This is a genomic window from Fusibacter sp. QWL-12, assembly GCF_058683495.1.
Window position 1 is genome coordinate 1571095 of record NZ_CM178745.1, and the last position, 13796, is coordinate 1584890.

Consider the following 13796-nt stretch of genomic DNA (forward strand, 5'->3'; position numbering starts at 1 on the left):
TACGCCGAAAGACATCAAAAAAAATAAAAAACCTCGACCCCCAAAGGGACGAAGTCAGTTCGTGTTACCACCCTAATTCAAGATTACATCACTATAATCTCCTCATGTTGATCCAACAATCAACTGTACGATAACGTGTACAAATCCGGAAAATGCTAATCATTCACATCTTCGGTTCAAGGGCCATCTTCACCTTCATTTCGACACCTACTTACACCAACCGCAGGCTCTCTCTGCTCGAGCTAAAAGTTACTCTTCCTATCATTACCTTTTATATTTGGGATTTTAACACAGTTGAAGAGAAAGTTCAACCTAAAATATTTGTAACATTTTAAAAAGGTGTTGATTAGCGGCGTATTATATGATATTAATATACTAGTTTTACAGCATGTTGATTTTAAGAAGAAAGAGGTGCACATGTCAAATAGTTTTCATCCTATTTTAGACACTTACTCTAGAGGAACCATAAACGCTATTAACTTTGATATGGATTTTGATAAAATATCTGTTGCCATTAGCAACAAATCAATAGATGATCATATAGAACAAGCTGAAATTGTCTTTGAGGACGTTAAAGCTTTCTACTATATTGATCACGATTTACCATCGGATATGCAGATTAAAGGTGAAAACCTGAACTCGATTTCTTACGACCTATACGGCTTTGGAGAATTCTCTGCAGCACATGCCAAATCAGAGGATGAAGCGTTCGTTTCTATTCCTAATTTTGCAGTAAGTATCAATGATTCATCATTATTTATCGATGCTAACAAAATTGTCATTAACAATCAAGCATTTAAAGTAAGATAAAACAATCTTAGGGCATACCGCAGGGTGTGTCCTTTTGTTTTTTTGATTCCACTGTTTAGAAATACCGATAATTGATGTATAATAATCGTAACATATCAACACAGGAGGGACTATGAATAGCGAATTGGTCATTACCGTCAAGGATCTTTTATTGTTTGTACTATGGGGCGCACTTGTAACCTTGTTCGTTTATTTAATATTGGTCGTAAGACGCGCACTTAAAATTATGAAAAGTGTGAATCTAATCGTCGATGAAAATAGAACAAAAATCGATGCGACTTTAGAAGTTGTACCAGATTTATCAAAACATATCGAAGTGATCACTGGTGAGGTTGCACACGACGTTCAAGCATTTAGAACAACTGTCGACAATGTGGCAAGTACTGCAGAGTCTGTTACGGGCACCATTAATGAGAACAAAGGCTTTGTCAGCGGTCTCTCTTCACTTTTACACACACTTTCAATCGGAAAAGTCCTTTACGATAAATACTTTAGTGGCAAAATGAATGACCTTAAAGAAGCAGCAGACGAAGTAAATGAAGTTATAGAAAACGCTACAAACAAGGAAAATACAGGAGATAGCGTTAGTTCTTAAAGTATAATATTTGGATTTCCTGAATTTCTTTTTTTTGGCACTTCCGTTGACTTTTGGAAAAGATTGGTCTATGATGAGTCTATGGAAATGTCATTAAATGTCTTAGGAGGTATCTTATTATGAAATCGACAGGAATTGTAAGAAAAGTCGATGAGCTAGGTAGAGTGGTTATTCCTATCGAGCTTAGAAGAACACTCACTATCGGTGAAAAGGATGCACTTGAAATTTTCACTGAAGGTGAAACGATTATCCTCAAAAAATACGAGCCAGCTTGTATTTTCTGTGGTCAAGCAAAAGGCGTTAAAAACGTCAAAGGCAAAAACATTTGCCCAGCTTGTGTAGATGAGATTAAAGACTTATAGAATTTTACACTAAAGCAAAAAATCAACAAAATAAATCCCAGATTTCTCTGGGATTTTTTATTTATCTTGGTATATTTTTATTATTTACATTAATATAGTTTTATTGTCTTTGGTTTTATTGTCTTTGGTTTTATTGGGTTTGATCTAATTTAATTTGATTTGATTTATTACGATTTGATTAAATCAAAACTTAACTATAACAGCGCTTTATACACCTCTGACTTTTTCAATCCCCTAAGAACGGCAACCTTTTTCATCGCCTCTTTTTTATCCATTCCGCTCTCCAAAAATGAACTCACATGTGCTTCGATAGACATTTCAGGATCATAGCTCGCCTCGACCACTTCGCCTTCATCACTTCCTGATACGATCAAAACGATTTCACCTCGAATTTCATTCTCAGAATAATACGCAATTAAGGACTCAAACGACCCCCGCTTATATTCCTCATACTTTTTCGTCAGTTCTCTCGCAACGACAACCTCACGTTCACCCAAAATGTCAAACATTAGTTTGAGTGTGTCTTTAAAGCGATGGGGTGACTCATAAAAAATCAGAGTTCTGGTTTCACGTTTAATTCGTTCTAAAATTTGTTTTTTCTGTTTCTTGTCTCTCGATAAAAAACCCTCGAAGGCAAAACGGTCCGTAGGAAGCCCTGAGCCGACAAGTGCAGTGGTAAATGCGGTCACACCTGGTACAACCTCAAATGGAATCTCTTCAGTTATACAAAGTTTTACCAAATCATGACCAGGATCTGAGATCCCTGGCATACCTGCATCTGTAATCAATGCGATTTGGTCCCCATTTTTTATTTTCTCGATGATTTCTTTGCCTGCTTTTTCTTGATTATGCTCGTGATAACTATGCAATGGTTTGGAAATTTCAAAGTGATTTAACAAACGAATAGAGTGTCGCGTATCTTCTGCATAAACCACATCCACTTCTTTTAAAATTCTAAGTGCTCGAAATGTAATATCCTCTAAATTACCTATTGGTGTACCACAAAGATACAGTTTTCCCATCATAATGTTTCCTCACGTTTAAACACATCAATATTTTCAGACTGATAAATCTCATAAATTTCATCTGTGTATGACCCATCATGATTATATACTACCAAAGGGTCAAGAAATTTAAGATCGGGTTGTCCGCCCTTTGAACACATGATTAAAAACAGATTTGGGCGCTTGCCTACATAAGGCTGAATCATGCGAATTTCTTTCGGCTCTAGCTTATACGTTCGACATAGCGTTAATATATCAACCATGCGATTGGGTCTATGAATCATATAAAAGCGACCTCTAAATTGCAACAGCTTAGATGCTGTTTTCACAATGTCCTCAAGCGTACAATATATCTCATGACGTGAAATGGTTTTAAGCTCGCCTTCATTTTTCAATCCACCATCACCTGACAGATACGGTGGGTTAGAAAAAACAACATTTACAGAGCCATTTGGCACATGTAGACTTGCATTGATTAAATTATCATTAATTATGGTTAACCGGTCTTCAAGTCCATTCATTTGAACACTTCTCGTTGCCATCTCTGCTACAGACTCTTGAACCTCAAACGCAACCAATTGATTGAAATTGGCTTTTCCACTTAATAAAATAGGAATGATGCCTGTGCCTGTTCCAAACTCCACCACAAAATCATTCTTCTTGGTTTTAATAAAATTACTCAGAAGAACAGCATCGATCCCAAAGCAAAATCCGTCAGGATTTTGTATGATCTTAAGTCCCTTAAGCTGCAAATCATCTATTCTCTCATGCGGTTTTAAATATGTTTCACTTCCGCGCTCAATCATTTTTATCTCCTACCTGAATCTGTTCATAAAACAAAACGTTTTGGGAAACCCAAAACGTTTAGCTTTAAAGTACTTGTTTATATCGTCTTCAATATTATTTAGATTTCACGTTTTTTAGTCTTCAAGTTTCTTGAGTTCTCTATAATCGATAGGACCATCCACTGGCATTGAAGAATTTGAATGTGCAGCGTTCTTATTCACCTCTACCACTTTGATTTGCTCTTTGTGATATGGAATAATGTCTTCACTCAACTCATTCGGTTTGTCTTTTAGCTGATGGCGTACCTTAACTTGCTCAAGTAAGATGTTCGTATCAACAACGATTGCAAGTCCATCAGGCGTCTTAACCTTATCGCCTCTATTTGGCATACCAACTCTAATCTGTACATACGTATCATACTCATATTTCAAGCAACACATCAAACGACCGCAAAGACCAGAAATCTTAACCGGATTAAGGGATAGGTTCTGATCCTTCGCCATCTTGATGGATACAGGTGCAAAATCACCCAACCAGCTGCCACAGCAAATTTCTCGACCACAGGGACCAAGTCCTTTTACCATTTTAGACTCATCTCTTACACCTATTTGGCGAAGCTCGATTCTCGTTCTAAAAATTGCAGCCAAATCTTTTACAAGCTCTCTAAAGTCAATTCTACCATCCGCAGTAAAGTAGAAGATGACTTTATTATTATCAAAAGTATATTCTACATCAATTAGCTTCATGTCTAGCTCATGTGCTTTAATTTTTTCAAGGCATACTTTCATTGCCTCTTGAGCTTTTGTTTTATTGTTTTGATGATTCTCATCATCTTCAGTTGTGGAAACTCTTAAAACAGGTTTAAGAGGACTCACAATTTGTTCCTCCGGAATCTCTCTTTTACCGATGACACATTCACCATATTCGATACCTCTTGCTGTCTCAACAATGACATGGTCACCTTGATTTACAGGTACTTCTAATGGATCAAAATAATATATCTTACCGGCTTTTTTAAATCTCACACCGACTACAGTGATCATTTACGCCTCCCTTTCAATGCATTTAAGTAACAGTTTATCCACCGTTAAGTCAAAATTCATGTTACTCTTAATTCGATTATCTGTCTCTTCTATAAGTTCTATTAATTCAACATTAAGTTTTCTACTTATATTTTGGCTCGCTTTAAATAAAAGCTCCTTATAATTCAGTATAGTTAAATTTGAGACACTAATCAATTGATAATTGCCTGTTTCTCTAAAAATCATCACATCTCTAAGCATTGATGAGAAAATTGAAAGAAAGTCTGTTATCTCAGCCTTAACTTGCTTCATGTAACTGCCCATAGAAAGGACGGTCCCAGCGTCTTGTTTCATAATAGCATGTAGCAAAGCAATCGTTTGATCTCGTTTCTCATCATCTATCGCTTTTACTGCTTCATTTGCTTTTATCAACTGGCATCGTGAAAGTACCGTGTCTAGCATGCCTTCAGGTTGATGTGTTAAAAATAAGAACAAAGCATACTCTGGCGGTTCCTCTAAAACTTTTAAAATTCTATTTTGAGCACGATCTGTCATCAAATGCGACTGATTGAAAACCACAATTTTGTGATCGCTTTCAAAAGGTCTTATGTAAATAAAATCCTGAAAGTCTTCAACTTGTGCGTTTTTAATTGAAGCACCATCAGGTTCTATCAACATATAATCTGGATGATTGTCACTCATTATCTTTATACAAGACGAACAGGAACCACAACCAGTGTGTTCCTGTCTGCAAAGTACCATTTTAGCAATGTCTTTGGCCAAATCAGAAGATTCTGTCCCAGCAATCAAATAGCTGTGGGACAGATGATTTCGCCCTATAGCTTCTTTAAAAAAATCAATTATCTCTCTCATAGACCTCAACTACAACTTTAAGTAATTTTCGACATCTACGACGAAAATCGTTGCGCCTCCAACTGATATTTCAAGTGGCATTCCCATTACGCTGTTATCACCCATAAGTGAAGTCGTTGTCGTAATTTCTTTGCGTGTTTTACAGGTTTCTTCTATAATTTTAAGCGCACGATCCACACGCTCTTTTGGAATACCAATGATGAGAGTTGTGTTACCTGATTTTAAGAAGCCACCTGTAGATGCTAATTTTGTTACACCAAAATCCTCAGCTGTCAATTTCTTTACTAGTGCATGAGCATCTTCATCATGAACAATTGCAATAATCAGTTTCATAAGCTCCCTCCATTCTAATCATCTCTATATAAATATTATACCACATTTTGAGAATTTAATTCACTGTACCGATTTTGTTAAGTGGCATAAATCTAAATATCACTTTTCCGATGATATCTTCTTCAGAAACAAAGCCAAGGTCTCTACTGTCATAGCTAACACTTCTATTGTCACCCATAACAAAGTATTTACCCTCAGGTACAGTCTCAAGAGGTACCGTTTTGTTGGTTGGCGAATAAATATATGGCTCATCTAATACAACACCGTTCACTTTTACAACTCCATTCACGATCTCAATTGTATCATTTGGACCCGCTATTACACGTTTAATTAAATTTTTACGTTCGCCCTCTTTGTGCATCAGCTTTTGAATGATATTAAGACTATCGTAATCCGCCTTAGATAAAGTCAACTCAGATTTAAAAGAGACAATATCGCCTTGCTGTATTTTCCCTAGTTTAACCATAAATAACATATCTTTTTCAACGAGTGTATCAAACATTGATGTATTATATACGGTCGTCGTTGCAAAAAAGAAATTATATACTAAAAATATTACAAGTGTTATTAAAATTGCCTGTACCCACTCTAGTGCTTCTCTTTTAACTCTACTCATCATTCACCTCTATTATATTTCACGGTTTTGTAAATCGTGATGATTCTTCTTATTTATTTACTCATACTAATTATTTACTCATATCAATTTTGATTCATACCTTAGATTTAATCTTCTCTGTATGTGTTATTAACATGCTTCTCACTATACTTCAACTAGACATTTTACTTGCCTTACTTCATGAGGAAATAGTGCTAATGTCGCTTCAATAATCCTTTCACCTGGAACCAATATTGGTATGCCAGGGGGGTATGGAACAATATATTCTTTTGCTATTCTACCGATACACGATGCCACATCGACATTCTCTGATCTTAAGTATATCACATCACTGGCATTATACACTTTCGTTTGTCCATTTTTAATAGCCTCATAGATAAGATCATAGTGACGACAATCATTTTCAGAATCCGCTAGTATCTCTTCTCCTGATTCTGGTTCTGTTGCATCCACTTCAAGTATAGAAACCGCCATCTCCTGATCAATCTCAGCTAAAGCATCAAATAGTCTAATAAAATCGGATTCAATATTGGCAATACTCGCCATCATTAGTATCAATCGTTCTGAATCGTATTCAGATTGAATCTGATATCTATTTCTAATCAAATTTGATAGCGTATTCATAGACCTTGTGGCTTTTGTATTATTTGACGCTTTTATCGTAATGGCAAACTTTGTTGGATCACCATTTTTAAAAGTAAAAATTTTAAGATGCTCGAAAGCCTCGCACTTATTATAAAAAGCCTCTAACCATCCTAATGTGTTTTGCATTAGATGAAAGCCCTCTTTTTCAACCTCGAAGAGCATTTGATCCATGGCGTACATGAGCAAATAAGACGGACTGCTACTTTGAAGTGCACCTAAATACCAATTCACTCGTTCCATTTGTTCATCCGTCAATATGTGATTTTTTCCAACATGTAATACAGCCGTCTGCGTCAGTGACGGCATCGTTTTATGAAAGCTTTGAATCACTAAATCCGCGCCTAATTCAAGAGCTGACTTAGGCCCTTTTTGATTTAAAATTAAATGTGGTCCATGAGCTTCATCGACGATAACCAGTACTTTTTTATCATGACATAAATCAATAATCGATTTTATATCATAGCATAAGCCTTCGTACGTAGGATAAGTCAAGACACAGGCTTTAATTTCTGGATGACTTGTTAAAGCCTCCGTAACTGTATTCATTTTCAAATCAACAGGGATGCCAAGCGCGTCATCCACCAAAGGAAAAAGATAGATAGGATCTAATCGATGCATTTCAATCGCATTGTATATCGATTTATGTGCATTACGATTCACCAAAATTTGATCCCCTGGTACTGTTACACCCATTATTGCACTTAATAGTCCCACCGTGCTACCATTAATCAGCATTTTAGAACTAAAAGCGTTATAAAATTGAGCAATTGCTAACTCTGTCTCTTTTATACAGCCCTCAGCACCATGGAGATGATCTGCACCAGGAATCTCAGTTATATCATAAGACAAGAGTTTCTCTGCAGTCGAACCCAAAATATCGATTTGCCCATTCTTATGCCCTGGCATGTGAAAGGATACAAGTTTCTCATTACTAATCTGCTCAAGTGCTTTTGACAAACGCATGTCAGCCCTACTTTCTTGCGATCTGTTTGTTTTTTCTATATTGATCAAATTGTTTAACATTCTTTTTTCGATCGCGGTAAAAATGAAGATCTCTAATTAAATCAGCTACTGAAATCGACACAATTATCACAAAAAAAAGAATGATCAATCCGATAAAAAACCATTCAATAAAAGACATTTAATACCTCATGATTGAGTTTTTCAAATTACTTGTTATAATAATTCTAACACAATCGTTCATAGGTTTCATTAATCAAATGTAAATTTTAACTTAAAGTACACGAAAGATAGGTGAATCAATGTTATCAAAGAAAGTTCGCACCATAACACCCTCATATACCATTAGTATCAGCGCAAAAGTAAAAGCCCTAAAAGAAAAGGGGACCGATATTATCGATCTTAGTATCGGCGAGCCTGACTTTTTCACTCCTGAAAAGGGAAAACAAGCTGCCGTTGAAGCTATAGATGCAAATAAAACCAAATATGACCTAGTTCCTGGTTTGGTTTCATTAAGAGAAGCCATAGCAGACAAACTCAGCCGTGAAAATCAGGTCACTTATTTGCCGACTGATATTGTCGTTTCTTCTGGTGCAAAGAATGCCATCACCAATGCATTGTTAGCTGTTTTAGATCCAGGTGACGAAGTCATTATTCCTGCTCCCTATTGGACCAGCTATCCTGAAATGGTTAAACTGTGTCATGGTGTTCCCGTCATTATTCAAACAAAACTCGAAAATGAATTCAAGGTTACAGCAGACGAACTCGCCTCATCCATTTCAGATAAAACAAAGATTGTTTTAATCAATAACCCATCAAATCCAACTGGTGCCATCTATTCAAAAGAAGAGCTTGAGCCAATTGTCAATTTTTGTATTAATAATAATTTGGTTATTCTTGCCGACGAAATATACGAAAGTATTCATTTTACAGAAACGTTTACTTCGATTCCTTCACTATCTGAAGCCGCAAAACAGCATACGATTTTGGTAAATGGTTTCTCAAAATCAGCTGCAATGACTGGCTGGCGTCTAGGATACACTGCTTCAAATCCTGAAATTGCCAAAGCAATTTCAATGCTACAAGGGCATTTAATCTCGCATCCAAGTACAATCGCTCAATGGGCTGGCTATGGTGCTTTGACGCAAGGCTCAAAGGATATGGCAGACATGGTAGCCACCTATAAACGTAGACGAGATGCACTCGTTCCTATATTAGAAGCAATACCTAATATCAACTATATATACCCACAAGGTGCATTTTATTTGTTTATTGATTTAAGTCATTTCCAATCAGCAGCTTTTGAAAAATCCTCAGGTTCATTCTCAGTCGATTTCTGTGATTTATTGCTTGAAAAATATGGTGTTGCAATGGTTCCTGGAATTGCTTTTGGCAATGATTCTTTTATAAGAATTTCATATGCGACAAAGCTTGAACTTGTCGTTGAGGGGCTAAAGCGACTTTCCGCTATGTTAACAGAATTAGAGTATTAGGCAAACTTAAATCATTTTTCAATCTTGATTCATTTTTTAATTTTGATTCATTTATCTCTTCAACCATTTATATCAAGAAGTATTATAAAGTGCTCTATCCAATATGACATAAAGTCAATGTCAGTTTATAAGTCAGCAAAAAGCCTGTATTCTTAGAATACAGGCTTTCATTTTATTTAATTTATTCAGATTCAACTTGCAATAAATTCTCCTCCTCAAAAAGGTCATACTTTTTAAGGATATTAAAGACTTTATTATCTATCTTTGTTAGCTCTAACTTTAACTTTTTCATGGGTATTTTCATTTCTTTTGATATTGCTTTCGGATCAAGTCGCATGCAATCAATTCCATATCTAAGTTTAAAAATAGATTCGGTTTTTTCATCAAAAACTGCTTCATCTAAAACTCTTTTAAGATTTTCATCGACCAGTTCGATTAAATAAAGATGCATTTTAACCTCTTTTCAAGATCGAAAGTAAATTTAAAGACTTGTTGACATATTCTTCTGACTTTGTATTAATAACTTCGATACGACTCTTATCATTTTCATGATAGATATCTTCATCTAATAAAAGCTCCATACTTTCTAATGTGTTCTTAAGCTGTAAAGCAGTTCCCATATTGCCATCGAAAATTTCAATCTTGCCCTTGTAGTATTTTTCAATTTCTTCTTTAAGAAAAATAAAATGTGTACATCCAAGCACCAAATTTTGAGCATTTGGAATATGCGTATCTAGAAATTGATCAACACATGCTTTGACGTAATCCTCATCGTCCATATGGTTTTCAACACATTCAACCCATTCTGGAGCAGGCACTTTTGCAATTCTATAACCTTCTTCTAGCTTATCCACCAAATTAACAAACTTACTTTCTTTCAATGTCATTTCCGTCGCTAACACGACAACTTGACCTTCAGTTTGTTTTAAAGCCGGTTTAATAGCTGGTTCCATTCCGATTATTGGTATATCATATAAGTCACGCAATCTAGATACTGCAGCGCTTGTTGCCGTATTACATGCAATTACAATTGCTTTCACATCTTTTGCGATTAAGTCATCACATATCTTTTTAGAAAGTTCAAATACTTCATCTTTAGTTTTAGTACCATAAGGCGCATTCAGTGAATCCCCAATGTAAATAAAACCTTCTTTTTTAAGTAATGACTCAACAGTGTTTAAAACTGAAAGCCCACCTAAACCTGAATCAAAAATACCTATCTTACTATACTTATTCAAATTATGCACCACCATCTTTCTGTGTATACTCTATTATAGCATAGCTCTCTTAACTTGAACATGAACAGATAGTTGGTGCAAATCCCAAATATTTTGTTATAATTAATATGTTCAATCGATTACCTGTGGATAAGGAGGTAAATTCATTGAGTTATACACGTATTGATTGTAGAAAGTGTCAACATTTTTATGTTACCTGGGATCCCAATGCACCTAATGGTTGTAGAAAATTTGCCTTTAAAACAAGGCTACTCCCATCAGATGTGGTTTATCAGTCTTCAGGTGAAGCTTGCAAAGGATTTTTACCAAAAGGAAGCGTAAAAAAATAAAGTGTTATACCAATAATAGGTATAACACTTTTTTACTTATCCACATTAATCCCTAGTTACTTGATAACTTAAGATCTCCTGGTTTAATCCAATTTTTCTTTCTCATCCACTCACTTACAAGTAAAGAGATGAGTGCAGGTAATAAGAAATGCATAATTGCTACCATAATAAAAAAGGTTGAAGTTGAGACCTTGCTTCCCATTTCTGCATAAGCACCAAATTGACCAACCAAACCGCTGGTTCCCATACCGGCGCCAACTGAGTTACTTTCCATTTTAAGTAAGGTTGTACTTATCGGACCAAGTACAGCACTCGCTACAATTGGCGGAATCCATATCTTAGGATTCTTAATGATATTTGGTACTTGCAGCATCGATGTTCCAAGTCCTTGAGCAATTGCGCCTCCAAACCCATTTTCGCGATATGAAATTACTGCAAATCCAATCATGTTACAGCAACAGCCAACTAATGATGCACCACCAGCGATACCTGTTAGTCCAAGAGAAATTGCAAGTGCTGCACTACTAATTGGTAAAGTTAAAATAATGCCCATTAAAACAGATACGATAATTCCCATTGGAATTGGTTGTAATTCAGTTGCAGTATTAATAACACTACCGATCGCTTTCATTAACTCTGACATGACAGGGCTAATTGTAATTCCCACTAAGCCACCAACTATAATCGTCGCTGCTGGTACTAGTACTATATCAACTTTTGTTTTTCCAGCGATTAATTTTGAAAACTCTGCGGCAATAAGTCCTGCAACAAATGCCCCCATCGGTTCACCAATTACGATCGCCATTTGTCCCGTTTCTAAAAACTTAATACTGCCTGCTCCAATTGCACCTGCGACCAAAGATGCGAAAATACCGAGCGGAGATGCTTTCACGCTATGAGCTACTGCTGCACCAATCGCTGGACCCATCATTACTTGAGCGAATTTCCCAAAGTTTGCTAATGTTGTGATTCCAGCTAGTTCACCTATTTGTTTTAAAATAAGCCCAATAATCAACGAAGAAAACAGACCTAGAGCCATACCATTTAAGGTTTTCGTTAAATAATTTCTAACTTTCATATCTACCATCCTTGCTGTGTATTCAAGTGTCTTGTCATGTGAACGTTAAATAAAAACCGAAGCTTTCAAAGTTTCATTTTGACAGCATTCGATTTAAATTAACTTACATAACTTTACGATAAAAAAAGGAGTATAAACTCCTTTATATGATTTCTATACTATTTTATATCATTCAGAGCTTGAAATCTACTATTATTTAATATACGCGTTTCAAGTATAATTACACATTAATGTAGTAGATTCTTAACAATTCGATGTCTTTTCAGTGTCCTACTGTAAGTCTTATTATTGTCTTATTCAAAGGCTAATCAATGAAATCTTTTTCGTTTAATTCCTTTAAAATTAACTGATATATTTTTTCACTTGGTACTTCAATCGTATGGATATGGTCACCATGAGTCAAAATTGAAAGCGGCTTAGCTGCTGTATTTTGAATCTTTGATACAAAATGATCAACATCAGCTTGTGTTTCTATGTTTAGTACACCAACAATTTCACCATAAATTGGATGCTCTACAATTACATCGATTACTTTACCACCATACTCGACAATAATGCGTAGTTCCTCTTCCATTCTATGAAAACCATCGTGCTTAGAGACAATCGTTCTTAGTAGTCTACTGTTTTGAACTTGTTTTTTTAAAGTGTAGCCACTTGATGTTGCTATTACAGGAACACCAGAAGCTCTTATTATTGCAATGTCTTGAACAATAACCTGACGTGTAACATCGAATATCTCAGCTAGTTCAGAGCCTATTATAGGCGTATCACTTCTTTCAAGTTTCTCTATCAGTAAACGTCTTCTCTCCTCTGACATAATCCCTCCGCATTAATCAAATAACACTGATTCCTATTCCTCTTTTGCTAATTTCTTTTCTTCTTCTTGAACGATCGTCTTTATGTTGTGGTTAGAATTTGCTATATGATTGACCAATGCTCTTCTTGTTCCCTCAACATCGTGATTTTTTAAAGCATCAACAATTTGTCTGTGCTCTTCTAGCGCGTTTTGAATTCTACCTTCAGACTTAAGAGAACTATTTCTTGCTGTTTTTATAAATAACTGAAAATCATTTAAGACGCCTTCAAGGTATCTGCTTTTTGTTGTCTGATATAGTGTTTCATGGAATTTAGTATTGAGCTCAAATATTTTTTCTACATCGCCTTTCTGAGAATAAAATTCCATTAAGTCAAAAATTTCTTCAAGCTCTTTTACTTCATGATCCAATATTCTTTCAGCAGCCCATTGGCCAACTAAACCTTCTATACAAAGTCTTATAGTCAATATGTCATCGATATCTTTTTTACTGATACCTTTTACTACAACACCACGATTTGGAATATTTTCAACTAGACCGTCTAATTCTAATTGCTTTAACGCCTCTCTTACTGGCGTTCTACTTACACCAAGTTCATCAGCTAGTTTAATTTCTACTAACTTGTCGCCGGTTGCATATCTACCATTTAAGATGTCCTCACGAATTTTCTCGAAAATAAGCGATGTTAAAGATTTGTTTTCTTTTTTCTGATCAAAAAGATCCATAGTTTCCTCCGAGTTTTTCATTGAAGACTGAATTCATGAGATATGAGAACAGCCTGTCAACTATTATTCTATCGGTTATATAGGGGTGTGTCAAACAAAATAAAGGTTACAA

Annotated in this window: 17 protein-coding genes and 1 other annotated feature; of the genes, 5 read left to right on the plus strand and 12 right to left on the minus strand. The window is 35.5% G+C overall.

From position 1 onward, the window contains the following. Nucleotides 1-41: 41 nt before the first annotated feature. Nucleotides 42-274, minus strand: a binding site (T-box leader). Nucleotides 275-417: 143 nt separating this feature from the next. The 3 genes from AC4PID_RS07885 (at nucleotide 418) to AC4PID_RS07895 (ending at nucleotide 1767) form a co-directional block, all read left to right on the plus strand. Then, on the plus strand, nucleotides 418-810 hold the full coding sequence (locus AC4PID_RS07885) for a YxiG family protein (RefSeq protein ID WP_492135029.1): 393 nt from the start codon (nucleotides 418-420) through the stop codon (nucleotides 808-810). Nucleotides 811-922: 112 nt separating this feature from the next. Then, nucleotides 923-1405: a hypothetical protein gene (locus tag AC4PID_RS07890; protein WP_492135030.1), complete on the plus strand. Its 483-nt coding sequence runs from the start codon at nucleotides 923-925 to the stop codon at nucleotides 1403-1405. A 119-nt stretch (nucleotides 1406-1524) separates the two neighbouring features. Further along, nucleotides 1525-1767 (plus strand): AbrB/MazE/SpoVT family DNA-binding domain-containing protein, encoded by a 243-nt coding sequence (locus tag AC4PID_RS07895; RefSeq protein WP_492135031.1) that lies wholly within the window; start codon nucleotides 1525-1527, stop codon nucleotides 1765-1767. Nucleotides 1768-1961: 194 nt separating this feature from the next. Here AC4PID_RS07895 and rsmI read toward each other — a convergent pair whose 3' ends face one another. From rsmI to AC4PID_RS07930, 7 genes are all read right to left on the minus strand, one after another. After that, complete coding sequence (rsmI, locus tag AC4PID_RS07900; RefSeq protein WP_492135032.1) at nucleotides 1962-2792, minus strand: 16S rRNA (cytidine(1402)-2'-O)-methyltransferase; 831 nt, start codon at nucleotides 2790-2792, stop codon at nucleotides 1962-1964. Then, nucleotides 2789-3577, minus strand: a complete 789-nt coding sequence (locus tag AC4PID_RS07905; RefSeq protein ID WP_492135033.1) for a tRNA1(Val) (adenine(37)-N6)-methyltransferase — start codon at nucleotides 3575-3577, stop codon at nucleotides 2789-2791. The genes rsmI and AC4PID_RS07905 overlap by 4 nt, the downstream gene beginning before the upstream one ends. 114 nt (nucleotides 3578-3691) lie before the next feature. Then, the gene (locus AC4PID_RS07910) at nucleotides 3692-4600 is read right to left on the minus strand and encodes a PSP1 domain-containing protein (protein ID WP_492135034.1); all 909 of its coding nucleotides are present in this window, start codon (nucleotides 4598-4600) and stop codon (nucleotides 3692-3694) included. After that, the gene (locus AC4PID_RS07915; protein WP_492135035.1) at nucleotides 4601-5452 is read right to left on the minus strand and encodes a DNA polymerase III subunit; all 852 of its coding nucleotides are present in this window, start codon (nucleotides 5450-5452) and stop codon (nucleotides 4601-4603) included. 9 nt (nucleotides 5453-5461) lie between these two features. Next, the gene (locus AC4PID_RS07920) at nucleotides 5462-5785 is read right to left on the minus strand and encodes a cyclic-di-AMP receptor (RefSeq protein WP_492135036.1); all 324 of its coding nucleotides are present in this window, start codon (nucleotides 5783-5785) and stop codon (nucleotides 5462-5464) included. Between the two features lie 55 nt (nucleotides 5786-5840). Further along, nucleotides 5841-6401: a signal peptidase I gene (gene lepB / locus AC4PID_RS07925; protein WP_492135037.1), complete on the minus strand. Its 561-nt coding sequence runs from the start codon at nucleotides 6399-6401 to the stop codon at nucleotides 5841-5843. Between the two features lie 144 nt (nucleotides 6402-6545). Next, nucleotides 6546-8069, minus strand: a complete 1524-nt coding sequence (locus tag AC4PID_RS07930; protein WP_492135038.1) for an aminotransferase class I/II-fold pyridoxal phosphate-dependent enzyme — start codon at nucleotides 8067-8069, stop codon at nucleotides 6546-6548. Nucleotides 8070-8308: 239 nt separating this feature from the next. On the opposite strand from AC4PID_RS07930, the gene AC4PID_RS07935 reads away from it, so the two are divergent. Next, the gene (locus AC4PID_RS07935) at nucleotides 8309-9499 is read left to right on the plus strand and encodes a pyridoxal phosphate-dependent aminotransferase (RefSeq protein ID WP_492135039.1); all 1191 of its coding nucleotides are present in this window, start codon (nucleotides 8309-8311) and stop codon (nucleotides 9497-9499) included. Nucleotides 9500-9680: 181 nt separating this feature from the next. On the opposite strand, the gene AC4PID_RS07940 is transcribed toward AC4PID_RS07935, so the two are convergent. Further along, nucleotides 9681-9950 carry a hypothetical protein gene (locus tag AC4PID_RS07940; protein ID WP_492135040.1) on the minus strand — a complete coding sequence of 90 codons (270 nt, stop codon included), beginning with the start codon at nucleotides 9948-9950 and terminating at the stop codon, nucleotides 9681-9683. A gap of 1 nt (nucleotide 9951) precedes the next feature. After that, entirely contained in the window at nucleotides 9952-10737 is a 786-nt protein-coding gene (murI, locus tag AC4PID_RS07945; protein ID WP_492135041.1) for a glutamate racemase, read from the minus strand. A gap of 189 nt (nucleotides 10738-10926) precedes the next feature. Between murI and AC4PID_RS07950 the strand changes: the two genes are divergently transcribed. Then, nucleotides 10927-11058 (plus strand): hypothetical protein, encoded by a 132-nt coding sequence (locus tag AC4PID_RS07950; protein ID WP_492135042.1) that lies wholly within the window; start codon nucleotides 10927-10929, stop codon nucleotides 11056-11058. 60 nt (nucleotides 11059-11118) lie between these two features. On the opposite strand, the gene AC4PID_RS07955 is transcribed toward AC4PID_RS07950, so the two are convergent. The 3 genes from AC4PID_RS07955 to AC4PID_RS07965 all read right to left on the minus strand — a co-directional run bounded on the left by AC4PID_RS07955 (nucleotide 11119) and on the right by AC4PID_RS07965 (nucleotide 13684). Next, nucleotides 11119-12144 (minus strand): PTS sugar transporter subunit IIC, encoded by a 1026-nt coding sequence (locus AC4PID_RS07955; protein ID WP_492135043.1) that lies wholly within the window; start codon nucleotides 12142-12144, stop codon nucleotides 11119-11121. A gap of 304 nt (nucleotides 12145-12448) precedes the next feature. After that, nucleotides 12449-12961 (minus strand): transcription repressor NadR, encoded by a 513-nt coding sequence (locus AC4PID_RS07960; protein WP_492135044.1) that lies wholly within the window; start codon nucleotides 12959-12961, stop codon nucleotides 12449-12451. A 33-nt stretch (nucleotides 12962-12994) separates the two neighbouring features. Beyond that, a complete protein-coding gene (locus tag AC4PID_RS07965; protein WP_492135045.1) occupies nucleotides 12995-13684 on the minus strand; it encodes a GntR family transcriptional regulator in 690 nt (229 codons plus the stop codon). Nucleotides 13685-13796: the final 112 nt, after the last annotated feature.

Excerpts from the sequence above, each read along its gene's own strand:
- AC4PID_RS07890 (WP_492135030.1), top strand. The coding sequence starts at position 923 with ATGAATAGCGAATTGGTCATTACCGTCAAGGATCTTTTATTGTTTGTA.
- AC4PID_RS07905 (WP_492135033.1), bottom strand. The coding sequence starts at position 3,577 with ATGATTGAGCGCGGAAGTGAAACATATTTAAAACCGCATGAGAGAATA.
- AC4PID_RS07965 (WP_492135045.1), bottom strand. The coding sequence starts at position 13,684 with ATGGATCTTTTTGATCAGAAAAAAGAAAACAAATCTTTAACATCGCTT.
- AC4PID_RS07940 (WP_492135040.1), bottom strand. The coding sequence starts at position 9,950 with ATGCATCTTTATTTAATCGAACTGGTCGATGAAAATCTTAAAAGAGTT.
- AC4PID_RS07895 (WP_492135031.1), top strand. The coding sequence starts at position 1,525 with ATGAAATCGACAGGAATTGTAAGAAAAGTCGATGAGCTAGGTAGAGTG.
- rsmI (WP_492135032.1), bottom strand. The coding sequence starts at position 2,792 with ATGATGGGAAAACTGTATCTTTGTGGTACACCAATAGGTAATTTAGAG.
- AC4PID_RS07930 (WP_492135038.1), bottom strand. The coding sequence starts at position 8,069 with ATGTTAAACAATTTGATCAATATAGAAAAAACAAACAGATCGCAAGAA.
- AC4PID_RS07885 (WP_492135029.1), top strand. The coding sequence starts at position 418 with ATGTCAAATAGTTTTCATCCTATTTTAGACACTTACTCTAGAGGAACC.
- AC4PID_RS07935 (WP_492135039.1), top strand. The coding sequence starts at position 8,309 with ATGTTATCAAAGAAAGTTCGCACCATAACACCCTCATATACCATTAGT.
- AC4PID_RS07950 (WP_492135042.1), top strand. The coding sequence starts at position 10,927 with ATGTTACCTGGGATCCCAATGCACCTAATGGTTGTAGAAAATTTGCCT.
- AC4PID_RS07920 (WP_492135036.1), bottom strand. The coding sequence starts at position 5,785 with ATGAAACTGATTATTGCAATTGTTCATGATGAAGATGCTCATGCACTA.
- AC4PID_RS07915 (WP_492135035.1), bottom strand. The coding sequence starts at position 5,452 with ATGAGAGAGATAATTGATTTTTTTAAAGAAGCTATAGGGCGAAATCAT.
- lepB (WP_492135037.1), bottom strand. The coding sequence starts at position 6,401 with ATGAGTAGAGTTAAAAGAGAAGCACTAGAGTGGGTACAGGCAATTTTA.
- AC4PID_RS07960 (WP_492135044.1), bottom strand. The coding sequence starts at position 12,961 with ATGTCAGAGGAGAGAAGACGTTTACTGATAGAGAAACTTGAAAGAAGT.
- AC4PID_RS07955 (WP_492135043.1), bottom strand. The coding sequence starts at position 12,144 with ATGAAAGTTAGAAATTATTTAACGAAAACCTTAAATGGTATGGCTCTA.
- AC4PID_RS07910 (WP_492135034.1), bottom strand. The coding sequence starts at position 4,600 with ATGATCACTGTAGTCGGTGTGAGATTTAAAAAAGCCGGTAAGATATAT.